This window comes from Xanthomonas axonopodis pv. maculifoliigardeniae, assembly GCF_041519315.1.
GTDB lineage: Bacteria > Pseudomonadota > Gammaproteobacteria > Xanthomonadales > Xanthomonadaceae > Xanthomonas > Xanthomonas euvesicatoria.
The window spans coordinates 658,237-684,401 of the sequence record NZ_CP167998.1; the positions used below are offsets into that span (position 1 = coordinate 658,237).

The window sequence follows — 26,165 nt, forward strand, 5'->3', positions numbered from 1 at the left end:
TTTGCTGAGTTGATAGCGGCGACGGAGCGCTATGCGAGCACGGCCTGCACAACCCGTGGCAGGCCTTCAAGCATCATGCATGGATCCGTGGAGATGCGTTATCGCTTGGCCGCATCGCGCATGATCAGCGTCGCCGCGCCTACCGTGATTGCGTCTTCGACCACGCCGGTGCTGGTTTGGCCATAGCGCTCGATCGCACGCATGCGTGCATTGAAGGTGAGATAGGCGGCGGCAACGGCGGTCGTCGCACCGAGCAGCGCGGCGATGCCGCGTTGTTCGCGTGGCGCCAATGCAGTGCCGACGATCACACCTGTGGCGATGCGCGCAATCATGCCGGGCAGCACGATGCGGTCGGGCGCGGTCTTCATCTTGTCGCCGGCCAGCTCGCCGCCAGCCAATGCCAACATGCCGGCCGATGCCAGTGGGTTGGCGAGCAGTGCCGGCGCACCATTGTCGGCAGGCAGCTTGCCGGTGCGTGCAGCATTGGCGACGGCCGCCAGCGGCGTCATCGACCGCATGCCGGCGACGACGCCCATCAGGATGGAGTGGATCAAAGCCATGTGCACCTCTGCATGTGCTCGACCATCGCAGGCGGAATGCCTGCGCGTGGCACGCTGTCATCGATCTGCGCAGACTAGGGCGTGGCGTGTGTGGGAGTTGGCAAGATGTTGTGCACGCTACGCATCGGTTGTGCTCGCATGCCGGCCGCTGCCATGCGCAAACCGCTGGCGCAGCAACCGGTGGTGTCCGTGGCTGACCGCTGCGGTGCATGCCATTGCCTTGGGCACTTGAATATCCCGAGGCCATGCCTTGCGTCAGCGCTCGCTCCGATCGGCAGCCTTGCTCCCGAGCAACACCTTCAAGCCGTGGGTGATGCCGCGCGGCCCGATGCTCAGGTGGTCCTCATCGTTGAGAACCTCAAGCGTGAGATGCAACGACGGATAGCCACGCGCACGCAACGCACGCGCCATGTTCTGGGTATCGATGACCATGTCGTAGGTCTGGTGATAACGCACTTGCTCGTACTCACCGACGTACATGTACACCTGCGCCGGCAGATCGCGATGCGTGGCTGCAAAGGTCTTTTCCTGCGCCACCATGGCATGTTCGCCATACCAGTACGACGGGCTCCCGAGGATATAGCCAGAAAACATCTCCGGGCTGCTGAGCAGGATGTCCGTGCCGAGCAGGCCGCCGTACGAATGCCCCAGATACAGGCGCCGCTGTTCGTCGGTTCGGTAGTGGTTGGCCACAAACGGCAAGACCTGCTCGCGCAGGTAGCGGATATAGGCAGCGCTCTTGCCGTGGGTCGCCACCGGCGCCGCGTTAGGGCCGTCTTCCGGCGTCGGCGTATAGTCGCGCCTGCGGCTGGGCATGGGTTCCTCGCCGACGGCGTAGGACAGCCCAACCAGGATGAAATCCTCGATGGCCGGGCCTTCGCCATTCAAGCGACGTGCGATCTGTTTGACCAGCGCAAACGCGTAGTCGCCGTCGGTGGCATACAGCACCGGGTAACGCCGCTGCGGATTTTCCGCATAAGCGCGTGGCAGGGCGACGAAGACCTGATAGCGACGCCCCGAGACTGGATCCGGTACGTCCCAGACCTGCGTATCGGCCAGCTCATAAGGGTGGCCCTCGCCACGCTGGCTGCCCGGGGCATGGGCAGGCGTGCGCACTGCGACCGCTGCCTGCGGCGTTGCTGCTTTAGCCGGCGTCGGCGCTGGTGCCTTGCCGCAGCCGACCAACAGCGCGATCCCTAATCCTGCCAACATCGCATTCTTCAAAGCAGTCTCCTGCAGGGTCACCCCGGAATCGTCTGGGGACATCGGCACGCGGCGTTTAGTTCAGCCGACCCATCGAGGTCAACGCCGCCGTCGTGGCCATATCGTTCGGATTGGTGCCCGGCATGTCCTGCGGCACAGGCATGCCCTTGCTGCGGTAGAAATCGATCCAGTATGGCGAAATCTTGCCGGTCTGCAGGTTCTTGAAGTTCATCGGTTGCAGGGCGAACACGTGATGCGCGCGGAAGGCGCGCTCGATGAAATCCGAGCAGTAATAGCGGTTGTCGTCCTGCACGTAAGTGTCGTTGTAGGGCTTGCCAAGCATGCGCCATGCCTGGGCAATGGCATCGGGGATGGCAGGACGATGTTCGGGGGTGAGCCGATACACGAAGATCTGCCGCTGCTTGGCGGTGGCCTCATCGATGAATGCCTGCAGTGGCTGCTCGCGCGAACCGTATTCGTCGGCATGCAGCACCACCGCAACGTCGCCTGCATGCGCCACCAGCGCGACATGGTCGAAGCTGGGTTGCCCCTGGGTGGCAGTTGCATCGTCGATGGCGCCGCTGAGGCCAGTGTGCGCCGCAGTGACGAACAGCAGATCGCCATCGCGCACCTTCAGCGCCAGCGCCGTGGCGGGCAATAAGGCAACCAGCAGGAACAACAGCAGTGCGATGCGCATGGTGCGAGGCTTGAGGATGACGGAGCCGGCATTATCGCCGGGATGTGCGGCGGCGGTGCCAAACGCATGTGGGCACTGGGCACGTATCACGCGCATCGGTCGCAAGGCGCATGCGCTTGCCTGGCCATTTAACCTCAGCGTCGTTGAGTTGGACTGTAGACTGGCCTTGCCAGCGGGCGTCGCCGCCGCCATCGCGTCGCGGCAATCCCTGTCCGTCTGGAGTGTTGTATGCGTGTGTCTTCTGCGTTGTCGCCGATCGGCCGGCTGTTTGCGTTGGCTGCATTTTTCGAAGGACTGACCTGGGCCGGATTGCTGGTCGGCATGTTTCTGAAGTACGGGCTGCAGAGCACCGAGCTCGTGGTCTGGGTGTTCGGGCGCCTGCATGGCGCGGCGTTCCTGTTCTATGTCGCGGTCAGCGTGATTGCCGCACTGCGGCTGCGCTGGCCGTGGTGGGCATGGGCCTTGAGTCTGCTGGCGGCGTTGCCGCCGCTGGTGACGGTGCCGCTGGAGATGTGGTTCCGGCGTCTCGGCTTGCTGGGCCAGCGGCAACCTGTTTCGCACTGAGCCGCTGCGCGCCCGGCGCGCGCAGCCCCCTGGCAGCACGTTCGCCGCTGACACCGGCCAATCCGATCAAGATGCCGGTGCTTCTTATGGCCGGTGGCAAGGACGAGCGCGCCGGTCGAACACACCCAACGGATGGAGTGCGCACTCAAGGATGCCCGCGTAATCGCTGTACTTCCCCAACGAGGGCTACGGGTTCTTCATCGAGCCGCATCGACGCGGGTACGACACGCGCGTGCTGGCGTTTTTGAGGAAGCACTTGGGTGGCAGTACGGCCAAGCGAGTGGCCGCCGTGTCATCCGGGTCTACCCGGATGACACGTGTGGTGCGGCACCTTGGCGCGATGACGCGTTAGCTGCGGACATGGCGCAGCAGCGGCCACCGCGCCGCCTGCACGCCGCTCAATTGGCCGGCATCGGCTGCATCTGATACTGCGCCGGCGGGGTCGCACCGAGCAGGTACTGCACGAAGTAATCCCAGCGACGGCGGGTGACGTACGGGGTGAGATCGCCGTAGCCGTGCTTGGCGTTGGGCAGCATCAGCATGTCGAAGTTCTTGTTGGCCTTGATCAAGGCATCGGCCACCAGCAAGGTGAGGTACGGCGGCACGTTGTCGTCCAGGGTGCCGTGCACCAGCATCAGCCGGCCCTTGAGCTTGCTGGCGTGATTGGCGTTGGCCTGGTCGTCGTAATTGGAGGTGCCGTCGGTGTTGACGATGTGCTCGCCGTGATACTTCTCGGCCCAATCGTCTTCGTAGCCGCGATTGTCGTGGTTGCCGCTTTCCGACCAGGCCACCTTGAAGAAATCCGGATAACGCAGCATCGCGCCGGTCGAGGCGTTGCCGCCGCCGGAATGGCCCCAGATGCCGACGCGATCCAGATCGATCCAGGGATAACGTTGACCCAGCTCCTTCAAGCCGGCGACCTGATCGGGCAAGGTGTTGTCGCCCATGTCGGCGTACCAGGTGTCGTGGAAGGTCTTGGAGCGCCACGGCGTGCCCATGCCATCGATGGCAATGACGATAAAGCCCAGTTCGGCCAGCGATTGATTGTCGCCATGGCCGGCGAGAAAGCTGCGCCCGCGCACCGAGCCGGTCTGCGGGCCGGGGTAGACGTAATCGATGACCGGGTACTTGCGCGTCGGGTCGAAGTTGGTGGGTTTGAACATCAAACCGTACAACGTGGTCTTGCCGTCGCGTGCCTTCACTGTGATGGGTTCCGGCGGTACCCAGCCGGCCGCCTTGAGGCGGGTGATATCGGCGGTGGCGATCGTGCTGACGGTGCGGCCGTCGCCGGCTTCGCGCAGCAACGTGACCGGCGGCGTGACCGAGGTGGAATAGGTGTCGACAAAACGTGCACCGTCGGGCGACAGCGCGATGCTGTGATTGGCCGGTTCCGGCGTGAGCAACACCGGATCGCCGCCATCCAGGCTGACTTTCCACAGCTGCTGGTAGTACGGGTCCACGCCTGCGCTGCGGCCGACGCCGACAAACCATGCGGTGCGCGTGACCGGGTCCACGCGCAGCAATTCGGTGACGTTGCCTTCGCCGGTGGTGATGGCGCGCTTGGGTTTGCCGGTGGCCAGATCGTAGAGATACAGCTGGCCCCAGTCGCTGCGTTCGGAGAACCACACCGCCTCGTTGCTGGCCGGCAGATACGCCCAGTTGGCGGCGACCTGGCCGCTTTCGTAATAGGTCTTGACGGTTTCGTCGAAGGCGGTGCGCACCGCGCCGGTGCTGGCATCGGCGATACGCAACCAGGTCTGCTTGTGGAAGCGCGAGGTGGAGGCGAATGCCAGCGTCTTGCTGTCCGGTGCCCACTTCACGTCGTCCCACAGGCCAGGCGAGCAACTCACGTCGTCGCAGAGCGTGGAGCGATGTTGATCCGGCGGTGTTTTCAGGCGCAGCACGCTGCGGGTGGGCACGTCGATGATGACGCGCTCGATCATGGTCACGTCCTTGTCGCCGGCCAGCGGATATTTCCACGCCTGCAGTTCCGGATGTCCCAGCTTGGTGCTGACCAGGTACATGTCGCCGGTCTTGCGCTGGTCCTGCTGGAAGGTGGCGATCTTGCGGGAGTCCGGCGACCACGCCAAGATGGCATTGTCGGTGTGCTGCCAGCCGGCGTTATCGGTGGCGTAACCGAAGTTTTCCACGCCATCGCGGGTGAGCTGGGTTTCCTGGCCGCTGGCAAGATCGCGTATCCACAGGTTCCAGTCGCGTATGAAGGCTTCGCTGCGCTTGTCCGGCGACAGCACGCCCGGTTCCGGTTTGTCCTTGGCGTACAGCTTGCTGCAACGCGCACGCGCATCGCAGACCACGGCGGTGTCGCGCACGTTGAGGCGGTAGCGACCATCGGCGGTGACCTTGACCACCGGTGCGAAGGTGTTGGCCTTGAGCGGCTTGTCGCCGGTCTTCAATAGCTTGTTGAGCGAAGCAACCAGCGCAGCCTGTTTGAAGAGCGGTGTGGTCTTGCCGGTGCTGGTGTCCAGCTGCAGCAGCCGGTTGCCCTTGGCATCGTGATCGACATACGCCACGTGCGTGGCATCCAGCCAGTCGATGCGGGTGAGGGCGTGGTCCACCAGTGGCTGTGCGGCATAGCTGATCAGCCGTTCGGCGCGCGCGTAGTCGGCCTCGGTGACGGCAGGGGCTTGCGCGCCGGCAAGTGCCGGCAGAGCGGCCAGGGCGACGGCAAGGCACAGGTGCCGCAGCGGCAACGGGGTGGTGGGCATGAAGATTCTCCGGGATGAAAAGAGCGCGCAATGCGGTCGGCGCGACCGTCCGATGCTACCCGCCACGTGGGCTGGGCGCCTCTGCCAGAAGTCGTGCCCGCGTGGCCGAGAAAGCGGGCCGGCAATCGAGCGGTTGCCCAGCGGATCGCCCAGGCCCTGCACCACCGCTGCGTGGCGGCGCGGGCTCGATCGCCATCGCCATCGCCATCGTGGGCGAAGACACCCACGGCCCGCACGTGCGCCGCTGCGCGATCAGCCACCGACGACGTGCCCTTGCGCGATGAACTACGCTTCTCCCGTGCCCCGGCATGGCCATGCGGCACGATATGGGGTGTTGCACGCACGCAATGTTGACTGGAGGCCGTCTGATGTCCTGGTTTCGCCGCTTGGCACTGTCCCGCTTCCTCAAGGCGCATCCGCCAGGCAGGACGCAGCCTGCCGCCATGGATCTGATTGCCGCATATGCGCCAGTGCTGCCTGCCAGTCTGCTCGAGCTATGGCGTAAAAAAGGGCTGGGGCATTATGGACGCATGCAATTGGCGCTGATCGACCCCCGGCACTGGCAGCCGGTGCTGGATCGCTGGATCGTCTCGCCACCTGACGCAGTACAGCGTATTCCGATCGCGCTCACGCCCTTCGGCGCACTGCTGTACTACCGCAAGCTCACTGCCACCGACGAAGACGTGGTCTATGTGGATCCGGTCTCCAAAGCCACCGGCGATCTGAGCTGGAACCTCGAGGACTTCTTCAACCAGTCCCTCTGCGATGCGGCGTTCTGCGATTCCCTGATTCCATCGGCCCGGCTTGCCGCCGCGCGCAAGGAGTGCGGCCCACTCGCTGCGGGCGAGGTCTACCAGATCGACCAACTGCTGCTCTCGATGCAGATGCTGCGGGTCGACAAGGTCGATGCGTTGGCGCTGCACACCCGGCTGCGCGACGCTGTCGATGCCCCCGCACCCGTGGCCGACGCGCCCGCGACCATTGCCGATGCATTGCCTGCAGAGCAGCGCCCTGTGTTCGAGGGCATCTTCCAGCACCCACAGGCGAGCGGCGACCTGCACGGCCTGTACCTGTCGTCCTACATCGATTGGCATCGCATGCTGTCACTGGAACCCGACGGGCAATATCGCCTGCTGTTCTGGAAGATCGATCATCGCAGCCATGCCCGTACCGATGTGCGTGCGTATTCGGGGCGCTTTGAGGTGACGCAGACCGAAATGGGCGATCGCTACCTCACCCTGGACATCCGCTTGCGCCGTGATTCGAGCGGTAGCGATGCCAACGATGCACAACTGCTGGTCATGCGCTCGGGTACGGAGATGTTCCTGCTGCGCACCGACGAACTGGCAGACATGGCAACGGCCATGGAGGGCTCGAAAACACTCGGACGCAGCGAGTACTACTTCCGCAAGGTGAGGTTGACCGATGCGTTCGTCCAGGAGCCATCCGGCGGGCGCACCGCGCCACCGCTTGCCGATCTTCCACACGTGTTGCAGCAACAGGTGAATGCCGAGGCGATCATCGCCACCATCACCCATGTGGACGAGATCGACCCGGATGCTGAAGACGACGGCGCCGGCACCGTCATGTGCTCGCTGGACCGCGGCCAGGACGATGGCCTGCGCATGAACATGCCGCTACGCTCGCCACCAGGCACAGGGCGCGCCCTGGTTGGCTGGGTATGGGAGATGGACCCTGCTGTGTGTCGTGCCGGCATCAGGTATCGACGCGGCAGCGATGGCAAGGTGGAAGACGGCCCGGTTGTCGGCGATGTGTTGACCAATCGCCTGAGCACCGAATGAGGCGACAGAGCGCAGCGCCGGCAGCGCGGTGGCCCGCTCGTCTACTTGCTCATGCAGCGCTTCCAGCGTTCGTTCACCCGCTGCGCAAACCAGGCGGTGGTGAGCGTGCGGGTGATCTTTGGGCTTTCCAGGGTGATGCCGGGCAACACGGCACGCGGCAGCGGCTTGCCGGCGCTGCGCTCTGCCAACGCGAACACCTGGCGATACAGGTCGGAGTCGGCGAAATCTGCGGTGTTGCCGGCCTCCAGTGCGCGGCGGAGCTGGCGGTCGCTCATCGCCAACTGGCTGACCAGGCTGCGTGCGGCGCGCTCGGTGCTGCCGGGCGCATCCAGGCTGGCGCCCGGCGTGAGCAGGTCGCCGTCCAGGGCTAGCGCGATGCCGCTGGCCCTGCTCAGCGCGGCCTGGAAGGCGGCATTGCGGCTGGCGTACCAGCCGGCGTTGAAATCGGCGAAGCGGTACAGCAGCGCGTCGTAGTTGGCGGGATAGCCCAGCAGATGCTGGGTACCGAACCACAGCCCGCCACGGCGGCTGAAGACTTCGTGGCGGATCGAATCGCCGGGCGGGTAGGGGTAGCGCTGCGCATGCTGCTCGGCGAAGGCGATGCTCACCTGCATCGGCCCGGCGGTGTGCACCGGGTTGAACCCGTCGAACAGCCGCGCGCCCAGCGGCACGCTGCCGGTGAAGTCTTCGAAGATGCGGCTCAGTTCCTGTTCGGTGCGCGCGGCAGCGATGCGCGTGGCATAGCTGCGCCCATCCGGCGAACTCAGACGCAGGGCGGCATCGACCATGAAGCCGGGAATGTGATGCGCGCTGGCGCGGCGGTCGATCTCGGCACGCGAGATGTTGCCCAGGTTGGGCACGACCGGATTGGCCTGGTAAGTCGATTCCTGCTCGGTCACCGCCAGCACTGCGCAGATGTGCTCGGCGCTGGTGTCCAACGCCTGCGAGGACAGCGCCACATACACATCGCTGGCCCAGCCGGCGCGGTCGGGCAATGTTGCCGGCAGGCGCCGCGCGATATCGGCCTTGACCACATCGGGCGAGCGTTGGGGGGCGCGCGGGGCCTGTGTGGCGCAGGCCGACAGCAAGGCGATGGCGAGCAGGGTGAGCGCGCGGGGCAGGTGTGAGATCACGGCGTCTCCGGAAGATCGAGGGGTGGCAGCTGCCGTGCGGCAGTTTACGCGGCCGCGCCGTGGAAGCTTCACCAGCTGGCGCGCAAGGCTGCTGTGCCCAGGCATCGCGATGGCAGGGCGATCGGGGCAGATGGGGTGGATCGCTTGTCGCCGTGCGTCGGCGCATTGCGCGATAGCCAGGCGACGACGTCGGCCTGGCTGCCGTCTGCGCGCCAGTGCGATGTGCCGCGTTCTACCGTCATCCGGATTCAAGAATGGCCCGCCTGGGCCGATAACGAACACGACCGCTTGCGCGTCGATCACGTGACCTGCCGCGTGCGTTGGTCATCATGCCATTCGCATCACTCGGAAGATTGGCGTTTGGCCTGAAATTCCGCTGGATTCCAGCGTCCTCCAACCGTGGGAGTGCTTGAAATGCCGCAACAACCAGCAAGCCGCCACGTATGCGCAGATGGCATCGGCTTGGTGTGTGCACGTTGCGGCCCGCCCTCGACGTGATGACGCGATGAGCATGTGCGTGGTCCGGTGGCGACATGGGCTCGCTGCGTTTGCCTTGCTGCTGGGCAGTGGCATGGTGTCGGCGCAGCCGCAGCCGTGGAAGACGATCGAAGCGGCGACCATCGACGACCCGGTGGTCGCCTTGCAGATCGCACAGGGCGCACTGCAGCGGGCTAGCGGCGACCACGACGTGGAGGCCGAGTTCTGGGCCTTGCTGGCGCAGGCGCGCGTGCTTATTTCACTGGAAGACAGCGAACGCCGCCAGGTGGCGCTGACGCAGGCGCGCGGAAAGCTCGACCAGCTGCACGGCAGCACCTCGCAGGCGCAGCTGTGGCTGGATATCGTGCAGGCGCTCAGCGACGTGCGCGAAAACCCCAATCGCGTCATGGTGGCGCGGCTGGAAGCGCTGCGCCAACGGGCCAGCGCGCTGGGCCGCAACGATCTGCTGTGCGAAGTCGAGGCGGTCGACATGTGGAGCATGCTCGCCTCCGGCAGCAGCGATGAATCCTGGAGTGCGGCGCAGGCCAGCTATCAATGTGCGGCGCGCGAAAAACTCCTGGGGCTGGAGCTGGATGCGTTGACGCAACTGGGCGCATTGGCCAGCCGCGTCGGTGGTCGGCCCGCCGAAGACAGCGAAACCGAAGACTATCTGCAGCGTGCGCTCGCACGCCTGCACGACCAGCCGGCGCGCTTCCAGCGCAGTCTGATCGAATACGAGTTCGGCACTGCCTTGGCAACCAGGCAACCCGAAGCGGCGCTGCTGCATTTCAGGCGCGCCTTGGCGCTCAGCCGCGAACTGCGCGACCAGGCCGGCGTGGCTGCAGCGCTGACCAGCGCCAGCGAGGCCCTGATCGAAACCGGCGATGCCGCTTCTGCATTGACGATGGCCCGCGAAGCCCTGCCGTTGATGCAGCAGCAAGGCAATATCGGGCGCGTCGCGGCGTGTCATGCCGTCTTGCTGCAGGCCTTGATCGCGTTGAAGGCTGAGGGCCTGGACGCCGAAATCGTCGCCGCCAAGGCCGCGGACGATCCCAACCTGACCTTGAACCGTCGTGCGCAACTGGTGGACGCGATCGCCCAGGCGCTGGCATTCCGCGGCCGCCATGCAGAGGCCTACCAGGAACTGCAACGCGCCAACGCGCTGCGTGCGCAGAGCCTGGACCGCCAGCGCGATACGGTGATGTTGCGGTTGCAGGCGCGCTACGAAGACGCACGTCGCGGCGCCGAAACGGCCGAGCTGCGCCGCCGCAGCGAGACCGCGCAGCTGGCGCTGCAGGCGCGCGAAGCGGGCCAGCGGACGCTGTGGATCGCGTTGTGCGCGGCCTGCCTGTTGCTGCTCGGTGCACTGGTGGTGCTGGCCTTCGGCGCACGGCACCGCCGGCAGTTGTCGCGGCTGGCGATGCGCGATGAACTCACCGGCCTGCCCAACCGGCGCGCCATTCGCACCGAGGCGCAGCAGCAGATCGAGCAGGCCTTGCGCTCGCACACGCCGGGCATGCTGGCATTGATCGATCTGGATCACTTCAAGCAGATCAATGACGTGTATGGGCACGCCACCGGCGATGCGGTGCTCAAGGCACTGGCCAGTGCGTCCCGGCTCGCCTTGCGCGCGCAGGATCGCCTGGGCCGCCTGGGCGGCGAAGAATTCCTGCTGGTGCTGCCGGGCTGTGGCGAAGAGGAGATTCCCGCGGTGTTTACGCGCCTGCGCAGCGCGGTGGCAGCGATCGACATCGCCGGCCTGCCGCCCGACCAACCGGTGTGCTTTTGCATGGGCGCGGTGCGCATCGTCGCCGACACCGGGCTGGATGTGTTGCTGAGCCAGGCCGATCTTGCGCTGTACGCCGCCAAGACCGCTGGGCGCGATCAATGGGCGGTGTGCTGATCCTGGTGCACGCACCCGCGCTGCGACATCGAGGCGATGCTGCGGCACAATCTGCCGGCCGATGGCGACCGCCGGTTGCCGTGAACCGATCGAACGACCCAGGACCGCATGCGCACCGATAGCCGCCTTTCCCGCATGTTGCACGTGTTGCTCCACATGGCCAGAAGCCCGCAGCCGATGACCTCCGAGCAGATCGCCAGCATGCTGTCGACCAATGCGGTGGTGGTGCGCCGGACCATGGCCGGGCTGCGCAGTGCCGGCTATGTGCAATCCAGCCGCGGGCACAACGGCGGTTGGCAGATCGGCTGCGATCTTGCGCAGGTGACGCTGCTGGATGTGCATCGCGCGGTTGGCGGCCCGCACCTGTTCGCGATCGGTGCCGATCACCCGAATCCGCAATGTGGGGTGGAGCGTGTGGTCAATGCGGCAATCGCCGATGCGCTGGCCCACGCCGAAGCGCTGCTGTTGCAGCGCCTGGGCACGGTGACGCTTGCCGCACTGGCGAGCGAGTTCGATGCCTTGTGCAGCGCGAGGGCGCCATCTGGCGGCAACGCGACGGGCAAGCGCACGCGGCAGCGCTGAATCGGGTCACTGGATGCGCGGCGCGATACCCGTGGTGTCTCCGCCGTCGATTAATGTAACATCGAAAGATACATTAATCGGTGTCGGCACCCAGGAGCGACCATGCAGCACGAGGTGATCATCATTGGCGGCAGTTATGCAGGGCTGTCAGCCGCCCTGCAGTTGGCGCGGGCGCGACGCCGCGTCTTGCTGGTGGACAGCGGCCGGCGGCGCAATCGTTTTGCCGAAACCTCGCATGGCTTGCTGGGCCGCGATGGCGCATCGCCCGCGCGCATCGCCGATGAGGCGCGTGCGCAGGTGCTGTCGTATGCCAGCGTGCAGTGGGCTGACGGCGAGGTGGTCCAGGTCCGCGGGCAGGCGGATGCGTTCGAGGTCGTCTTTGCCGATGGCAGCGTGCATGCCACCCGCCGGCTGATTCTGGCCATGGGGGTGGTCGATCGTCTCCCTGCGCTGGCCGGTCTGGCCGAACGTTGGGGCAGGCAGGTGTTCGTGTGTCCGTATTGCCATGGCTACGAACTGCAGCAGGGGCGCATCGGTGTGATCGCGACCTCTGCGCTTGCTGCGCATCAAGCCGCCATGCTGCCGGATTGGGGCCCTACTTGGCTGTTCTTGAACGACACGCTGGTGCCGGACGAATCCCAGCGGGCGCAACTGGAGACGCGCGCGGTGCATGTGGTGACCGGCGCAGTGGCGGCGCTGCAAGGCGAGGGCGATGCGCTGGAGCTGGTGCTGCACGACGGCCAGAGGTTCGCGTTGGACGGGGTGTTCATCACCACCCAGACCGAGATCAGCCCGTTGGTGAGGCAACTTGGATGTGCCACCAGCGAGGGGCCTTTCGGTCGCCTTCTCGCTGTGGACGCCATGCAGGCAACGACGGTGCCGGGCGTATTTGCCTGTGGCGATATCGTAAACCCGGCCGCATCGGTGGTGTTGGCGGCAGGCAGCGGCGCGATGGCCGGCGTCGCAACGCATCGCAGCCTGATCTTCGGCCTGGGTAGCTGACGATTGCGCCGGTAGCGACGCGCGTGCACGCCAGCGGTGTGCGGGCTGCGACTCAGCGCCGCATCCCCGACCGACGCAGGTCCTGCATTGGAATCCTGTGCCTGGCGAAAAACAGTAGTGCAAGAGCGCCGCAGCCGGTGACGAATGACGGCCAAGCCCACCTGACGACTGCGCAGCGGTTGGTCGCTCTGAGTGGGGGGCGCGTAAACTTCGCTGCCATGTGGATAGAAATTCAGGCTTGAAAACACCTCGTCCATCACCGCCGCCGGCCTCTGAACGCAAGAGTTCACGCCTGATCGACTGGCTCGTGCGCGGCGTGGTTGGTATCGCGGTGATCGCATGTTGCGGACGTCTGTGGCGATTGTTCGAGGCAATCCTCGAAGGGCGCTATGTCAGCGTTATTCGTGGCCGGCCGGCACGGATCTTTCTGGTCGACAGCGACCCGCATCGCTTCTGGATTGCTGTTGGCTGGGATGCGCTGCTGAGCTGCGTACCGTTGCTGATCGTCGGCGGGTTTGCATATGCAAGTTGGCGCGCGCGCAGTCACGTGCGGTGATGGCACGGTTGGCGGCGATTGCAGTCTTCGTGCTGCATGACCCGGCGTGTGCGTGGCCGCCGATCATGCGACGTCGCTGCCATCCGATACCCAGCGGTTGAGGCGCGGCGGCAGGCAATCGTCTGCAGCGTGCAAATGCTGGTGCGCGGCGCAAACGGCGTGTCGAGCAAACAGCGCTGACCAAAAGCAGGCCGGATTCGCATCGCCCCGGGGCGCTCGCACAACCATCAATGCGCTTTTTGCTTGCGCGAAGGTCGCCGCGCACCGTGCCTGGGCCAGGTGTCGTAGCTGTAGACGAACTGCTTCTGGTCGGCCCCCGCGGTCGGGTCGCAATGCCAGGAACCGGCGACACCGCCGGGTTCCAGCACGCCGCCGATCTCGCGTACCGCCTGCGCTTCGAAGGCGCAGATGGGCCCGTAGACGGCCACATCCCAGTCTGGTCGCGACGTTGGATGCGCGTGCTGTACCAGCACGACGTCGCTGCCATGGAAGCGATGGACCTGCGCGGCATGTTGGCGATCGGTGCTGAAGTAGCAAGGTGCGCCGATGCTCAGTACCACGACGTCGCCGTCGCGCGACACCGCGCACTTGCCCTGGTGTTCGCCCAGGCGGATCACACGCCCGCCCACCGTTGCGGTGGTCACCGGATAGCGCGTGGTCACTTCCGACATCGGCTGCGATGCTGCGCTTGCCGATGCCGTCTGCGCGCGTGTTGGTGTCGCAGTGACCGGCAATAGCCAGGCCAGCAGGGCAATGATCAAATGGGCGCGCATGCAACGTCCGTGTCGAGGGCGCGGCAGTATCGCAGATCCCGCCGGCGACACGCTGCAACCGCCGCGGTAACCGTCATGCCGGCCTCGCGTGATCATGCAGTGCGCATGCGTGCCGCGAGTGCACGCTGTCTTGCATTCGCCACGCGATGATCGCGCGGGCCGTATCGCCAGCGTCAATGGCGTGGAGGCACCACTCAGCGCCGTGCAGGCAAGCTCGCCAGCACGCCATCCAGGGCAAGTTGCGTGGTGAAGCCGGCCTTGGCCAGGCGCTTGCTCACTTCGTTGGGCACATCGCGCCCACTGGTGAGCTTGTTCGGCGCGCCGGTGTAATGAAACAGCCGCCCGCCTCGGCGCAACACGCGTGCCAGCTGACCGTAGAAAACCTGCGAATACAGCTCGCCCGCAATGCCGAAGCGGGGCGGGTCATGCAGGATGGCATCGACCGAATCGTCGGCCAGCGTGGCGATGTGCTGCGCGATATCGGCATGGGTCAGCTGCAAACGCCCGCCGGCAGCGGCGCCCTGCGGATCTGGCGACCACGGGTTGAGCGTGCGCAGCCACAGCACGTCGGCATTCTTTTCGAACGAGAACAGCTGCGCGACCCCGGCCTCCAGGCAGCAGGCGGCGAAGTAGCCCAGGCCGCCGCAGGTGTCCAGCACGATCTTGCCGCGCGGATCCACCAACGCCACCTTGCGCCGCGCATCCTCGAACGGGGACAGCTGCGCGGACGGCAGCATCTTGATGCCATCGATCTCGAACGTGGGCGCGCCCCATTCGGTGGGCACCAGCTTGATCAATGCGCCGCTGTAGCGCGAGATCGGCGCGAAATCCTCGCCATCCCAGAAGTACAGCGTGCGCTCCTTGAGCTTGCCCGGATACGGGTAGCCCTGGCCGCGCCACTGCCAAGTCTGCACATCGAGCTGGGCGGTATCGGTACTGCGGCCCAGGTCGAGCGAGCCGGTCCAGTGAGTCAGACCACTGCCGCGCGCGGCAAGCAGGGCTTGGGCATCGGCGAGAACGAGTAGGGGGCCGGAGTAGTGGGGCACGGCTGACAGCTCTGTGTGCGGCGTGCGGCACGTGCCGCACCGCTGCAAGGAGGGAGCGGCATCGTAACCGACCTGTTGCGGCCAGGCATCTGCTGCCGGGCCGCCACCATGCGCTCGCCACCGAGGTCGACTGCCCGCGCCGTTTCGCTGACACACGCTGCAACGCATACTGCATGCAGTCCGTATCGACACCTCGTCGGATCGGCGTCAACCGTGGAGTGTGGGCAATGCTGAAAGGTGTGTTGTTGGGGTTCGCCTGCTATGCGGCCTATTCGATCAGCGATGCGTTCGTGAAGCTGCTCGAGGGCACGCTGCCGGTCTATGAAGTGCTGTTTCTCGGCGCGCTGCTGATGTTGCTGGCGGTGCCGTTCCTGAAAAAGCCAAACGACCAGTTGCGCGAGCTGGTGATGGCCAAGCAGCCGGCACTGTGGCTGCTGCGTGCGCTCACCGGCGCCATCGGCAACCTCACCTCGGTGATCGCCTTCACTACCTTGCCAATGGCCGAAGCATTCGCGCTGATCTTCCTGATGCCGATCTTCGTCACCGTGCTGTCGGTGATCTTCCTCAAGGAAGAAGTGCATTGGCGGCGATGGTCGGCGGTGATCGTCGGGTTCATCGGCGTGTTGATCGTGCTGCGCCCGGGATTTCGCCATCTCACCCATGGGCATGTGGCGGCCATCGTGTGTGGCCTGGTCGGCGCCATCTCGGTGATCGCCTTGCGCATGGCCGGCCATAGCGAGAAGCGATTGACCTTGTACGGCGCTGGCGTGATCGGCCCGTTGGTGATGGGCGGGATCATGATGTTGCCGAGCTTCGTCTGGCCCACGCTGTCCCAGTGGGGCTTGTTGGCCGGCTACGGCTTGCTCGCCGGGCTGGCTGCCATCTGCATGATGTACGCCACGCGCATGGCCCCGGTCAGCCTTGTCGCACCGACCCAATACAGCCAGATGCTATGGGCCATCGCCTTCGGCTACCTGCTGTTTCACGATCATCTGGACTGGCCGATGGTCGTGGGCATCGCGCTGATCCTGGGCGCCGGTCTGTTCACCCTGGTGCGCGAGGAACAGGTGTCGCGTTGGTGGCGGCGAACCAAGATTGTTTGACGGCGGGGATTGGGGAGTCGGGATTGGGATTTGTAACAGCGTTAGTCGACTTGACGTGCAGCTTTGCTGCTTTTCGAATCCCTAATCCCGGCTCATTCAGCGCGGCTGCCGCCAGCCTTCAACAATGCGTTGATAGTCGCCGCTGGCCTTGCTCAGGTGCAGCCATTGGTCCACATAGGCTTTCCAGGCGTGGTCGTCGCGCGGGAGCAGGAAGGCTTTTTCGCTGTATTGCAGCGGTTGCTCCGGTGCGATGGCGCACAGGCCTGGCAGCCTTGCCTGCTGATACAGCGCTTCGGAGGCGTCGGTGATCATGACGTCTGCGCGATGCGCCAGCAGTTCTTGGAAGATGGTGGTGTTGTCGGCGAACAGCCGCAACGTGGCCTGCGGTAACTGGCGGTGCGCGAAAGCCTCGTTGGTGCCGCCCGGTGGTTCGATGAGGCGCACCTCCGGCCGGTTGAGCTGTTCCAGACTGCGGTAGCGCGCCTGGTCGGCGCAGCGCACCAGTGGAATCTTGCCGTCCACATCCAGTACCGCGCTAAAGCTGGCCTGGCGTTGCCGCTGCAAGGTGACGGAGATCCCGCCGACCGCGATATCGCAGCGGTCGGCCAGCAAGTCCGGCATCAGTTGCGGCCAGCTGGTGCGCACCAGGCGCACGCGTGCGTCCAGGCTGGCGGCCAGCGACTGCACCAGGTCGATGTCGCTGCCTTCGAACTGCCCGTCGCCGCGCAGCAACGAATAGGGACGGTAGTCGCCGGTGGTGCATACGCGCAGCACCCCCGATTGCAGCACCGCATCCAGGCGCGACGCCGGTGTGGCGGCGTGCGCCGTGCCGCAGCTCAACAACAATGCAAGGCAGATGCGATGGCGCATGGCATGGTCTCGGCGAGGTCTGGGCATGATAGCGGTGGCTGCGGCGGCCTGCGCTGCAAGGCGTCGCATGCGCGCCAGGTCAGGCTTGCTTACCGGCTTGGACGTGGCCGTCTGCGGTTGTGGATGCGCGACCGCGCAAGAGGGCCTTGTGCGCCGTGCGATGTCGAGTGTGATCATTCGCGCCATGCCGACTGCGCCACGTCAACAGCATGTCACGCAAGCTCATTGCAGGCTCACGGCGGAGTAGCGCGATGCAGCCTAGCGTTAACGCTCCTGTCGAATTCCATCGGAGCTGCTCATGCATCTGAATCCACGCACCGCGCGCACCATGACCAACGCCGACGCCGCTGTTCTGGCACATGGCACGCCCGATCCCGATACCAACGAAGAAGACACGCCGCTGGAAGAACAGCCGCCGCAACGCGGTGGCCTGAACGATGAGGTGGGCGACCCGGAGCAGGAGGACGACGGAGCGCTGCCGGGGCGGGTAGGCGGCGGCCTTGCGGGTGGTTGAGTACTGACGGTGCGACTGCGCTGGTATGAGCTCTACCTGCCGTCACCGTGACAGCACGTCGCATGCCGGTCCCACTTGTCGGCGCGTGTCTTTCAAGACACGGGCGTCCACGCCTGTACCGCGTTTTGTTCTCTTGATAGTAGCGCCAACGAAGAGTAGGTCAGTGTCGCGTTTGGCCCTGCTTCCTGTTGGCCATTTTTTTCGCCTGGCGTCGTGTCTCTGCGTGCTCGTCCTCCGTCTTGTGCGCTCGACGTTGTGCGCTCGACGCTGCTTGTCACGCGCGCGGTCGGGGAAGCGGGCGCGAGCATGGCACGCGCATGCTGTGTGCGGCTGCGCTGCAATGGGGCAGCACTAGCAGCGCCGTGGTGTGATCTGAGGCGCAGCTGCAGGCTCGATCTATTGCATGTGGTGCTGTTGGCGTCGTCATCAATGCCGTGCACTGCCTTGCTGCCCGGCGATGACCTCGCGACAACGGGCATTGCGGCAAGCGATCCGTCAGCGCAGTTCCGACCGGCACGAGTTGGCGAATCAGGCGGGCGCGAGCCAGCTGTCCGATGCGCAGCGACTGGGTACCCGGGTGCCCAATGCGCACAGCGCCCACGCGTTCGGTGCTTGTCTCGACAGTGGGTGTCTACACGCCACCACCGACGCACCATGATGGGGCGACCTGCCCACCATGCGCCGGCGCATCCATGCCCTTGCGGTTGCCGCGGCGCAAACCCCTGGTATGCGTCGGCGCGATCTCGTATTTTTGACGGCTTGTTCACTTGCCGGTGCCGTGCCCATGTCTGACCCGTCCGCGCCCGATCATCTGCAACGCAGCCTGTCCAATCGCCACCTGCAGTTGATCGCCATCGGCGGGGCGATCGGTACCGGCCTGTTCATGGGCTCTGGCAAGACGATCAGTCTGGCCGGGCCGTCGATCCTGTTCGTCTATCTCATCATCGGCGCGATGCTGTTCTTCGTGATGCGCGCAATGGGCGAACTGCTGCTCTCCAACCTGGAATACAAGTCGTTCATCGATTTTTCCACCGACCTACTCGGGCCGTGGGCCGGGTTTTTCTGCGGGTGGACGTACTGGTTTTGCTGGATCATCACCGCCATTGCCGATGTCATTGCCATTGCGGCCTATGCGCAGTTCTGGTTTCCGGGATTGGCGCCGTGGATTCCCGCGATCTTGTGCGTGTTGTTGCTGCTGAGCCTGAATCTGGTCACGGTGAAATTGTTCGGCGAGATGGAATTCTGGTTTGCGCTGATCAAGATCATCGCCATTGCCGCATTGATTATCACCGGCGCCGGGCTGGTGGCCTGGGGCTTCCGTTCGTCGTCGGGCAACGTGGCCTCGCTGTCGAATCTGTGGAACGACGGTGGCATGTTCCCCATGGGCATCGGCGGGTTCTTTGCCGGCTTCCAGATTGCGGTGTTCGCCTTCGTCGGTATCGAGCTGGTCGGCACCACGGCTGCAGAAACCGCCGATCCGCGCCGCAACCTGCCCAAGGCGATCAACTCGATCCCGGTGCGCATCCTGATTTTCTATGTGCTTGCGCTGATCGCCATCATGGCGGTGACGCCGTGGCGACAGGTGGTGGCCGACAAGAGCCCGTTCGTGGAGTTGTTCGTGCTGGCCGGCGTGCCGGCGGCAGCGAGTTTGATCAACTTCGTGGTGCTGACCTCGGCCACCTCCTCGGCCAATAGCGGCATCTTTTCCACCAGCCGCATGCTCTACGGCCTGGCCGAAGAACAGCATGCGCCCAAAGGCTTTGCCAAGCTGTCGCGCGCGGCGGTGCCGGCGCGCGGCCTGCTGTTTTCCTGCCTGTGCCTGCTGCTGGGCGCGATGCTGGTGTATCTGATTCCCAACCTGGTCACTGCGTTTACGCTGGTCACCACGTTGTCGGCGGTGCTTTTCATGTTCGTGTGGTCGCTGATCCTGTGCGCCTACATCGCCTACCGCCGCAAGCGCCCGGAGCAGCACGCCGCCTCGGCGTTCAAGATGCCCGGCGGCGTGCTGATGTGCTACGTCTGCCTGGCATTCTTCGGCTTCGTCATCGTGCTGCTCACCCTGCAGGACGACACGCGTCAGGCATTGCTGGCCAGCCCGGTGTGGTTCCTGCTCCTGACCATTGGCTATGCAGTCAAACGCCGCGGGAACCGGCAGCGTTGAGCGATCGGCGCGAACTCATCGCGTGTGCAGCGTGCGGCGGTGACCGCACGCTGCGAGCCGTCATGACGATGCGCGTGGACGGTGGATCATTCACCGCTTGGGTCAGGATGCGCCGCTTCGCCTTTCTCTGCCGGGCTCGGTGACGCGATGGCCGCACCGGCGGGCACACGCTGCAACGGAATCTGTTTCTTTGCTTTCCATTCCGGCGTGACCGGCAGACCGTAGTGCTGAAAGAGCTTGGCGACGTTTTCGAGATGGTCTGACGTTCGGTCGGCATATTCGCTGAATCGCCCCGAATCGTTATCGATGCAGAGCTCGCCGTCCGGGTTGTAGTACAGCGTACCGCTGATGCGCGCTTCCGGTATCCGGCGATTTTCCTGCCAGGGGGTCTTGTTCCATGGTTGGCCGCCTACGAGGGTGACATGGCCTTGCGCGTATGGCTGTTTCTTCTTGCGCGCGTCCTTGCTTGTCATCGGCTCGTCCAGGACCACGCCAGGATGCCCTTCGCCGATGACCAAGCTACCATTGCTGGCGATGTTCCATTTGTACTCCACCTTCTTGTCGCGCAGATCGTCCAGGCGCAGGCGCAGAGCCAGTGGCGTACTGGGCGGGACGTCGGTTGCAGTCTGTCCGCGGAACGTCGGGGTGCTCCTGATGCGATCGATGGCGTCCTCGCTCAGCCCGAGATCGTTGGATAGCTTGGCTGGATCGAGACGATGCAGCGTCTTCAGTGCCGGACCGGTCGAGACGAACAGGCGTGTTGGATTGATCTTGACGTGCTCGGGAGCCTCCGTTATTTCCTGAGCCTGGATCGGCGTCCGGTGGGTACCGTCTTTTAGAAGCTTTCCGCGCGCAGGCTGGGTGCTGCCGAACAGCGTATCGAGATGGCTGCTGTCTGCGACGAACGCCGGCGATCGCCCCTTGGCTGATGCGCTTCGGCGCAGGCGGGGCAGCTCGCGAAGCTGGGAATGGACGCCGATTTGGATGTCGTCGCACACCGCTGGGGCATGTCGCGGATCCACATGACCGATAGGCTCGTGTAGCCCGCCAGACGCCGAGCCGGAGATCTTCATGCGCGTACTCCTGGAATGCGTGAGCGGAAAATGTAAGACAGCCAGAAACTGCATACCGCGCACAGCAGAATCGATGTGCGATTTGGCGAACGCTTTCGCTGCCTTGCAGAAACCGCACGGCGAATTGCAGGTGTGACCAGGGACGGCCGTCGTCGCCGTCGCCGATGGGCATGTGCCGGCGTTGACGCCATGGTGGACGCGGAGGATGCTTGGGCTCTTTCATCTCACCGTCGATGCATGATCACGATCCACCCGATTGCCGGAACCCAGCACACCCCAGGTTGCTGGGTCGACCTGTGCCAGCCAAGCCCGCAGGAGCTGGCGCAAGCCGCTGAGAAAGTGGGGTTTGCCTTGCCTGATCGTGCGGCGATCGGCGAAATCGAATTCAGCAGCCGGGTGCGTCGCCAGGGCGATGTGTTGTTTCTCAATGTGCCGCGTTTCCAGGACGAGGACGGCCCCACGGCGCCGTTGGGGTTTGCGCTGTCGCCCACCATGCTGGTGACCTTGCGCGAGCAGCGCATCGGCTCATTGGAGGCCCTGACGACGCGGCTGGAACACGAGCCCTGCCACAGCTCTGACGATTTGCTGCTACGCATGTTCGATCAACTGGTCGGGCGTCTGGCGGACCGGCTTGAGGGACTGGAAGCGGCGGTCACCGAAACCACGCGGCTGGTATTCGACAGCCCACACAAGACCAAGGGCCTGGAGCGCATGTTGCACCAGGTCGGCGACATGGGCCGCCAGCTTGGCGGCCTGCACAACGCAGGGCAAGGCATGCTGCGCCTGGTCACCTATCTGGATGGCGCCGCCCCGGACTGGTTCGGGGCCGATGCAGCCAAACGCATCACCCTGCTGCACAAGGACCTGACCACCTTGAGCGAATTCCAGCAGCACATGGACGACCGCATCGAGTTCCTGCTCGACAGCGTGCTGGGCATGATCAACATGGACCAGAACAACGTGATGAAGGTGATGGCGGTGGCGTCGGTCGTCGGCATTCCGCCCACCGTGCTGGTCGGCATCTGGGGCATGAACTTTTCTTACATGCCCGAACTCAAGGGGCACGACCATTACTTCTGGGCGCTGGGCATCATCGCGCTGAGCGTAGTGGTGCCGCTGGCGTGGTTTCGCAAGCGTGGCTGGGTGTGACGCATCAGCGCCCGTAAACCGTGGGAGCGCTGCTGGGCGCGCTATGGCGTGACCGGGAAGGCGCTCGCGCCCGGGGGCGCTCCTACAACGTGTCGTTAGCGCAATCATCTGTTGCGCGCGGTTTCCAGACTAGGCAATGCCGAGCTGGTGCAGTTCGGTCGCCCTGCAGCTCGCGGCAGAATGCGGGAAACCCGTAGGAGCGCCCCCGGGCGCGATGTGGGGTTACCGGGAAGGCCCTCGCGCCCAGGGGCGCTCCTACGGGGTTGGCCGGGAAACTGCCCGGGTGCATGGCGTGCAACCGGGCAATGTGCAGTGCTTACTGCTGTCGGGCGGCCTGGTCAGCCCTTGGCCTGGAAGCTCGCTTCTTCGTACGGCTGCACCACCACCCAGCCTTCGCCGGCAAAACGCATCTGCAGGCTTTCGCCCGAGCCGCGGCCGAACAGCGTGCCGATCGAGACGTCGGTGACCAGCTCGGGGGTCAGCGTGCCGGACCAGGCGACGGTGGCGTTGGGGTCGGTGAACACCGGGCCGCTGGCGGCGGTGACCGGCAAGGTCAGTGGCTCGTAGTGCGAGGTGATCGCCACGATGCCGTGGCCGCTCAGGCGCACATTGAACAGCCCGCCCGAGAGCATGCCGGCCACTTTGCGCATCATGGTGATCTTGTGTTCGACGCCCGATTCGAACGCCAGCACGTCGTTGCCGTTGACGAAGATCGCCTCGCCGTTCAAGCGCAGCAGCGTGATCATCTTGCCGACATCGGCCAGATACACGCGGCCCTGGCCTTCGGCCTTCATCAACTGCATGCCTTCGCCGCTCACGGCTTTTTTCAGCAGATTGCCCAGGCCCTGTTCCAGCAGTCCCTCGCGGGTGAACTTGACGTTGCCGGTGCGCGCCACCATGGCGCCGGCCTTGGACCACACCATGCCGTCGAGGCGCACTTCCAGCAGATGCGGGTTTTCCAGTTCGAACGGATCGGGGCTGACGTCCTTTTCCTTGGAATGGGCGAGAAATTCGTTGAGCGTGCGTACGGCCATGGGTCCGTCCTGGAGTGAAAGAGTGCGCATGATACGCGGCCCTCTGCGGTGCAGTCGCGGGCCGGCGCCGGGAGCATAAGTGCTGCGCATCGCCGCACGCGATGACAGCGGCAATGTGGCGATCAGCAATCGCGCTCTACGCTTACGGGCGAACCAGGTGCGGATCGAAGAGCTGCGCTCCACGCGGCTGCGCACACCATCAGAGCGCGTCGCCGGTGCGCAGGATCGCCATGGTGGCCCGTCTGCCACGGCTCGTGCGGGCAATGCCCCATCGCACGCCTGTTCGCAACGTGTTGCCAGCAAAGGCAGAGCGCGTCATGTCGCCGCGACGGCGGTGCTGCGCATCGGTGACGTGCACCGTCCGAGACCCGACGCCAATGATCCGACCCTGCCGCTGCCACGCACTGCGCGGCAGCGGCACCATCCTCAGCGCGCGGCCGCCTCGGGCTTGCGCACGCGCTTGGCGGGTGCGGTTTTGGCATCCTTGCCCGGATACAGGTTCAGCAGCATCAAGGTGACGCCGTTGGTCCAGCCGAAGCCGTCCTGCAAGGCGTATTCGCCACCGCCGCCGCCGGCCGCATCGGTCTCCAGGCCGTACTTTTCGACCAGCTTGTGCTCGCGTGCGAACAGCGCCTGTACCTGGGCCAGAAAACGTTCGCCAATGGTGCGTGCCAGCGCGTCTTCGCCGTAGCGCCGCAGGCCATCCACGGCCACCCATTGCAGCGGCGCCCAGCCGTTGGGTTCGTCCCATTGCTGGCCGGTCTTCACTGCGGTGGTCGCCAGGCCGCCGGGGCGCAGCAGCGTTTTACGCACGGTGCTGGCGGTGCGCTTGGCGTGATCGTCCGAGGCCAGGCCGGCGAACAGCGGGTACAGCGCGGCGGCGGTGACCTGGTTGCTCAGCGTGCGCGTCTGCCAGTCGTAGTCGGCGTAGTAGCCGGCGGCATTCCACAGATGCGCGTCGATGGCCTGCTTGCGCTGTTGTGCAAGTGCGGCGTAATCGCGGGTGCACTCTGCGCCGGCTTGCGCGCAGGCCTGCGCCAGCGTGCGCTCGAGGTGGTAGAGCAGGCTGTTGAGGTCGATCGGGAGGATGGCCGTGGTGCGGATGGTGCGCAGGTTCTGGCCGTCGGCCAGCCAGCGGCTGGTGTAGTCCCAGCCGCTTTCGGCGCCGGCACGCAGGTCGCGGTAGACCTCGGCGGCCGGGCGGTCTTTCACTTCTGCGGCGGTACGGGTGTCGTGCAGCCAGGCCTCCGGGCGCGGGGTGTCGCGCTCGTCCCAATAGCGGTTGAGCACGCTGCCGTCGGCCAGGCGCACCACGTGGCGCGCGGCCTGGCCGGGCTGCAGGTCATCGCTGCCCTGCATCCAGTAGGCGTATTCCTTCTGCAACTGCGGCAGGTAGCGCTGATACACCGCCTCGCCTTCCACGCCGGCCTGCAGCTCCACCATGTAGGAGAAGAACGGCGGCTGCGAGCGGCTGAGGTAGTAGGTGCGGTTGCCGTTGGGAATATGCCCGTAGGTGTCGATCAGGTAGGCGAAGTTGTCCAGCATCTGGCGGCTGAGCGTGGTTTCGCCGCTCTTCACCAGGCCCAGCATGGTGAAGTAGGAATCCCAGTAATACACCTCGCGGAAGCGCCCGCCCGGCACCACATACGGATGCGGCAGCGCCAGCAGGCTGCTGTGCGGCGGCACGTGGTTCTGGCTGCGCACCAGCTTGGGCCACAGCAGGTCGATGTGCTCGCGCAGCGCGGTGTCCTGGCGGATCGCGTCGGTCTGCACCGGCGGCGATTCTTCGAAATTGGCATCCACGAACTTGCGCAGGTCGAAGCCGGGGTGATCGTGCTGCGCCAGATAGTCGGCATTGATCAGCGCCGGGTCGCGCAGCGGCAGGAAGTCGACAAAGTGCTTCTGGTCGTCGAACAGCTCACCGCGCTGCACGGCCTGGAACAGTTCCGGGTAGGCCAGGTCGGGCGTGGGCGGCGTGGGCGCCGGCGCATTGACGACCGGAGGGTCCAGCGGCGCGGCGGTCAGCGTGCCCGGCGCAACAAACATGCTCAGCGACAGGCCAAGCAGCGACGTGCAGCACGGGGGCGCGGCAGAACTCATGACATCTCCAGAACGGGCAGTGGCGTAGGGCATGGTAAACGACCGATGTGGCGGGCGGGACCGAGCGGGGTGCCGGCACGCCGACAGGCTTCGCACGGGGACGACTGGATTCAGCAAGCTGATCGGCGTGGTGCCGCAACGTGCGTCGGTCCAGGCATATCGGCGCGGCACTCAGGCAGCTTGAATGGTGGCGCGCCGGCATCCCTGCAGCCTGGCTGCTGCAAGATGCGCGCCATTGACGTGCCGGAAGACCGCCACCTGCCCGCGCCGCGCTAGCGCTCGTTCTTCAGCAGGCGCTGTAATTCCAGCGCATTGGAGGTGGCGCACCCGGCTGCGGTGTTGTCGAAGATCACCCAGCGTTCGGGCGGTGGCGGCGTGCTATCCGGGTGGCTGGCGCGCACCGTGGCGGCCAGCGCCTGCAGTGCGGTGTGCGCGTAGCTGCTGTAGTAGATACGCGGGGCGCCATGCCAGCGCCAGTAAAGCGGCGCAGCAGCCGGGCTCGGGAGGGAGGCCGCGGGCACCGGCGCCGGGTCGGCGGCGCAGCGTGCAATGCGATGGCGTGCCAGCAGCGCCTGCGCAGGTGCAGTGAACCAACTGGCGTGGCGTGGTTCGCAGACCACGCCGCCGTCCCAGCGCCGGCGCAGCATCGCGAAAAACCGCGAGGCCACCGCGGCATCGAAGGCCGCGCTGGGCGGCAGTTGCAGCAGCAGGCAGCCCAGTCGTGTTCCCAACGCGCCGGCCTGCGCCAGGAAGGCATCCAGCAGCGGCCCGGTGCCGTGCAGGCGCGCGTCGTGGCTGATGCTGCGCGGCAGCTTGACCGAAAAACGAAAGTCCTCCGGTACGCTGTCGGCCCATCGTGCGTAGGTGCTGGCGCGATGCGGGCGATAGAACGAGGAATTGATTTCCACCGCGTCAAAACGCGTGGCGTAGCGCTGCAACACGCTGGCGCCCTCGCCGAACTGTGCACGGTCGGCGGCAGGAATCGACCAGCCCGCGCAACCACAACGCACACGTGCAATGGCACCGGATGAACGAGCTGGCATGGCAGGCAAGCGGAGGGTGGCAGCACTCTATGCATGCGCGTGCGTCAGGATGTCGTGTGCATCGCGATCACGGGCGAATCACGCAGCGCTTCGA

General features: G+C 65.3%; 22 protein-coding genes and 1 pseudogene. 11 read left to right on the forward strand and 12 right to left on the reverse strand.

From position 1 onward, the window contains the following. Positions 1-98: 98 nt before the first annotated feature. From ACDH77_RS02875 to ACDH77_RS02885, 3 genes are all read right to left on the reverse strand, one after another. Positions 99-560 (reverse strand): membrane protein, encoded by a 462-nt coding sequence (locus ACDH77_RS02875; protein ID WP_014089269.1) that lies wholly within the window; start codon positions 558-560, stop codon positions 99-101. A gap of 255 nt (positions 561-815) precedes the next feature. Beyond that, complete coding sequence (locus ACDH77_RS02880; RefSeq protein WP_041470000.1) at positions 816-1,754, reverse strand: alpha/beta hydrolase; 939 nt, start codon at positions 1,752-1,754, stop codon at positions 816-818. Between the two features lie 85 nt (positions 1,755-1,839). Continuing rightward, positions 1,840-2,460, reverse strand: coding sequence for a YiiX/YebB-like N1pC/P60 family cysteine hydrolase (locus ACDH77_RS02885; RefSeq protein ID WP_014089271.1), 621 nt, complete (start codon positions 2,458-2,460; stop codon positions 1,840-1,842). A 228-nt stretch (positions 2,461-2,688) separates the two neighbouring features. On the opposite strand from ACDH77_RS02885, the gene ACDH77_RS02890 reads away from it, so the two are divergent. Both ACDH77_RS02890 and ACDH77_RS02895 read left to right on the forward strand, forming a co-directional pair. Continuing rightward, positions 2,689-3,024, forward strand: coding sequence for a DUF3817 domain-containing protein (locus ACDH77_RS02890; protein WP_008577573.1), 336 nt, complete (start codon positions 2,689-2,691; stop codon positions 3,022-3,024). A gap of 47 nt (positions 3,025-3,071) precedes the next feature. Further along, a pseudogene (locus tag ACDH77_RS02895) lies at positions 3,072-3,376 on the forward strand (alpha/beta hydrolase family protein). Positions 3,377-3,422: 46 nt separating this feature from the next. Here the strand turns inward: ACDH77_RS02895 and ACDH77_RS02900 are convergent. After that, positions 3,423-5,750, reverse strand: coding sequence for a DPP IV N-terminal domain-containing protein (locus tag ACDH77_RS02900; protein WP_371893387.1), 2,328 nt, complete (start codon positions 5,748-5,750; stop codon positions 3,423-3,425). A 368-nt stretch (positions 5,751-6,118) separates the two neighbouring features. Here ACDH77_RS02900 and ACDH77_RS02905 point away from each other — a divergent pair, with 368 nt between their 5' ends. Beyond that, positions 6,119-7,552, forward strand: a complete 1,434-nt coding sequence (locus ACDH77_RS02905; RefSeq protein WP_372353719.1) for a GAD-like domain-containing protein — start codon at positions 6,119-6,121, stop codon at positions 7,550-7,552. A gap of 41 nt (positions 7,553-7,593) precedes the next feature. On the opposite strand, the gene ACDH77_RS02910 is transcribed toward ACDH77_RS02905, so the two are convergent. Continuing rightward, positions 7,594-8,685: a DUF1615 domain-containing protein gene (locus ACDH77_RS02910; RefSeq protein WP_372353720.1), complete on the reverse strand. Its 1,092-nt coding sequence runs from the start codon at positions 8,683-8,685 to the stop codon at positions 7,594-7,596. A 505-nt stretch (positions 8,686-9,190) separates the two neighbouring features. Between ACDH77_RS02910 and ACDH77_RS02915 the strand changes: the two genes are divergently transcribed. The 4 genes from ACDH77_RS02915 to ACDH77_RS02930 all read left to right on the forward strand — a co-directional run bounded on the left by ACDH77_RS02915 (position 9,191) and on the right by ACDH77_RS02930 (position 13,205). Beyond that, positions 9,191-11,065, forward strand: coding sequence for a diguanylate cyclase domain-containing protein (locus ACDH77_RS02915; protein WP_372353721.1), 1,875 nt, complete (start codon positions 9,191-9,193; stop codon positions 11,063-11,065). 108 nt (positions 11,066-11,173) lie between these two features. After that, positions 11,174-11,647 (forward strand): Rrf2 family transcriptional regulator, encoded by a 474-nt coding sequence (locus ACDH77_RS02920; RefSeq protein WP_008577562.1) that lies wholly within the window; start codon positions 11,174-11,176, stop codon positions 11,645-11,647. A gap of 102 nt (positions 11,648-11,749) precedes the next feature. Further along, positions 11,750-12,649: an NAD(P)/FAD-dependent oxidoreductase gene (locus ACDH77_RS02925; RefSeq protein WP_338338647.1), complete on the forward strand. Its 900-nt coding sequence runs from the start codon at positions 11,750-11,752 to the stop codon at positions 12,647-12,649. A 361-nt stretch (positions 12,650-13,010) separates the two neighbouring features. After that, entirely contained in the window at positions 13,011-13,205 is a 195-nt protein-coding gene (locus ACDH77_RS02930; RefSeq protein WP_057681184.1) for a hypothetical protein, read from the forward strand. Positions 13,206-13,432: 227 nt separating this feature from the next. Here the strand turns inward: ACDH77_RS02930 and ACDH77_RS02935 are convergent, their stop codons facing one another. Together ACDH77_RS02935 and ACDH77_RS02940 are read right to left on the reverse strand one after the other, a co-directional pair. Then, the gene (locus ACDH77_RS02935; protein WP_218502790.1) at positions 13,433-13,978 is read right to left on the reverse strand and encodes a hypothetical protein; all 546 of its coding nucleotides are present in this window, start codon (positions 13,976-13,978) and stop codon (positions 13,433-13,435) included. A gap of 194 nt (positions 13,979-14,172) precedes the next feature. Further along, a complete protein-coding gene (locus tag ACDH77_RS02940; RefSeq protein WP_372353722.1) occupies positions 14,173-15,072 on the reverse strand; it encodes an SAM-dependent methyltransferase in 900 nt (299 codons plus the stop codon). Positions 15,073-15,251: 179 nt separating this feature from the next. Between ACDH77_RS02940 and ACDH77_RS02945 the strand changes: the two genes are divergently transcribed. Next, positions 15,252-16,127, forward strand: coding sequence for a DMT family transporter (locus ACDH77_RS02945; protein WP_372353723.1), 876 nt, complete (start codon positions 15,252-15,254; stop codon positions 16,125-16,127). A gap of 96 nt (positions 16,128-16,223) precedes the next feature. On the opposite strand, the gene ACDH77_RS02950 is transcribed toward ACDH77_RS02945, so the two are convergent. Further along, positions 16,224-16,997, reverse strand: coding sequence for a transporter substrate-binding domain-containing protein (locus ACDH77_RS02950; RefSeq protein WP_014089280.1), 774 nt, complete (start codon positions 16,995-16,997; stop codon positions 16,224-16,226). A gap of 298 nt (positions 16,998-17,295) precedes the next feature. Between ACDH77_RS02950 and ACDH77_RS02955 the strand changes: the two genes are divergently transcribed. Then, positions 17,296-17,511 carry a hypothetical protein gene (locus ACDH77_RS02955; RefSeq protein WP_011346280.1) on the forward strand — a complete coding sequence of 72 codons (216 nt, stop codon included), beginning with the start codon at positions 17,296-17,298 and terminating at the stop codon, positions 17,509-17,511. Between the two features lie 784 nt (positions 17,512-18,295). Continuing rightward, complete coding sequence (cycA, locus tag ACDH77_RS02960) at positions 18,296-19,672, forward strand: D-serine/D-alanine/glycine transporter (protein WP_372353724.1); 1,377 nt, start codon at positions 18,296-18,298, stop codon at positions 19,670-19,672. An 86-nt stretch (positions 19,673-19,758) separates the two neighbouring features. Here the strand turns inward: cycA and xopV are convergent, their stop codons facing one another. Then, positions 19,759-20,745: a XopV/AopV family type III secretion system effector gene (gene xopV, locus ACDH77_RS02965; RefSeq protein WP_372353725.1), complete on the reverse strand. Its 987-nt coding sequence runs from the start codon at positions 20,743-20,745 to the stop codon at positions 19,759-19,761. Positions 20,746-20,982: 237 nt separating this feature from the next. Here xopV and ACDH77_RS02970 point away from each other — a divergent pair, with 237 nt between their 5' ends. Continuing rightward, positions 20,983-21,894 carry a CorA family divalent cation transporter gene (locus ACDH77_RS02970; protein WP_014089285.1) on the forward strand — a complete coding sequence of 304 codons (912 nt, stop codon included), beginning with the start codon at positions 20,983-20,985 and terminating at the stop codon, positions 21,892-21,894. A gap of 338 nt (positions 21,895-22,232) precedes the next feature. On the opposite strand, the gene ACDH77_RS02975 is transcribed toward ACDH77_RS02970, so the two are convergent. The 3 genes from ACDH77_RS02975 to ACDH77_RS02985 form a co-directional block, all read right to left on the reverse strand. Then, positions 22,233-22,928 (reverse strand): AIM24 family protein, encoded by a 696-nt coding sequence (locus ACDH77_RS02975; protein ID WP_014089286.1) that lies wholly within the window; start codon positions 22,926-22,928, stop codon positions 22,233-22,235. 426 nt (positions 22,929-23,354) lie between these two features. Next, positions 23,355-25,028: an alpha,alpha-trehalase TreA gene (treA, locus tag ACDH77_RS02980; protein ID WP_029818577.1), complete on the reverse strand. Its 1,674-nt coding sequence runs from the start codon at positions 25,026-25,028 to the stop codon at positions 23,355-23,357. A 272-nt stretch (positions 25,029-25,300) separates the two neighbouring features. Continuing rightward, positions 25,301-26,071 (reverse strand): DUF72 domain-containing protein, encoded by a 771-nt coding sequence (locus tag ACDH77_RS02985; protein WP_338338645.1) that lies wholly within the window; start codon positions 26,069-26,071, stop codon positions 25,301-25,303. Positions 26,072-26,165 lie beyond the last annotated feature (94 nt).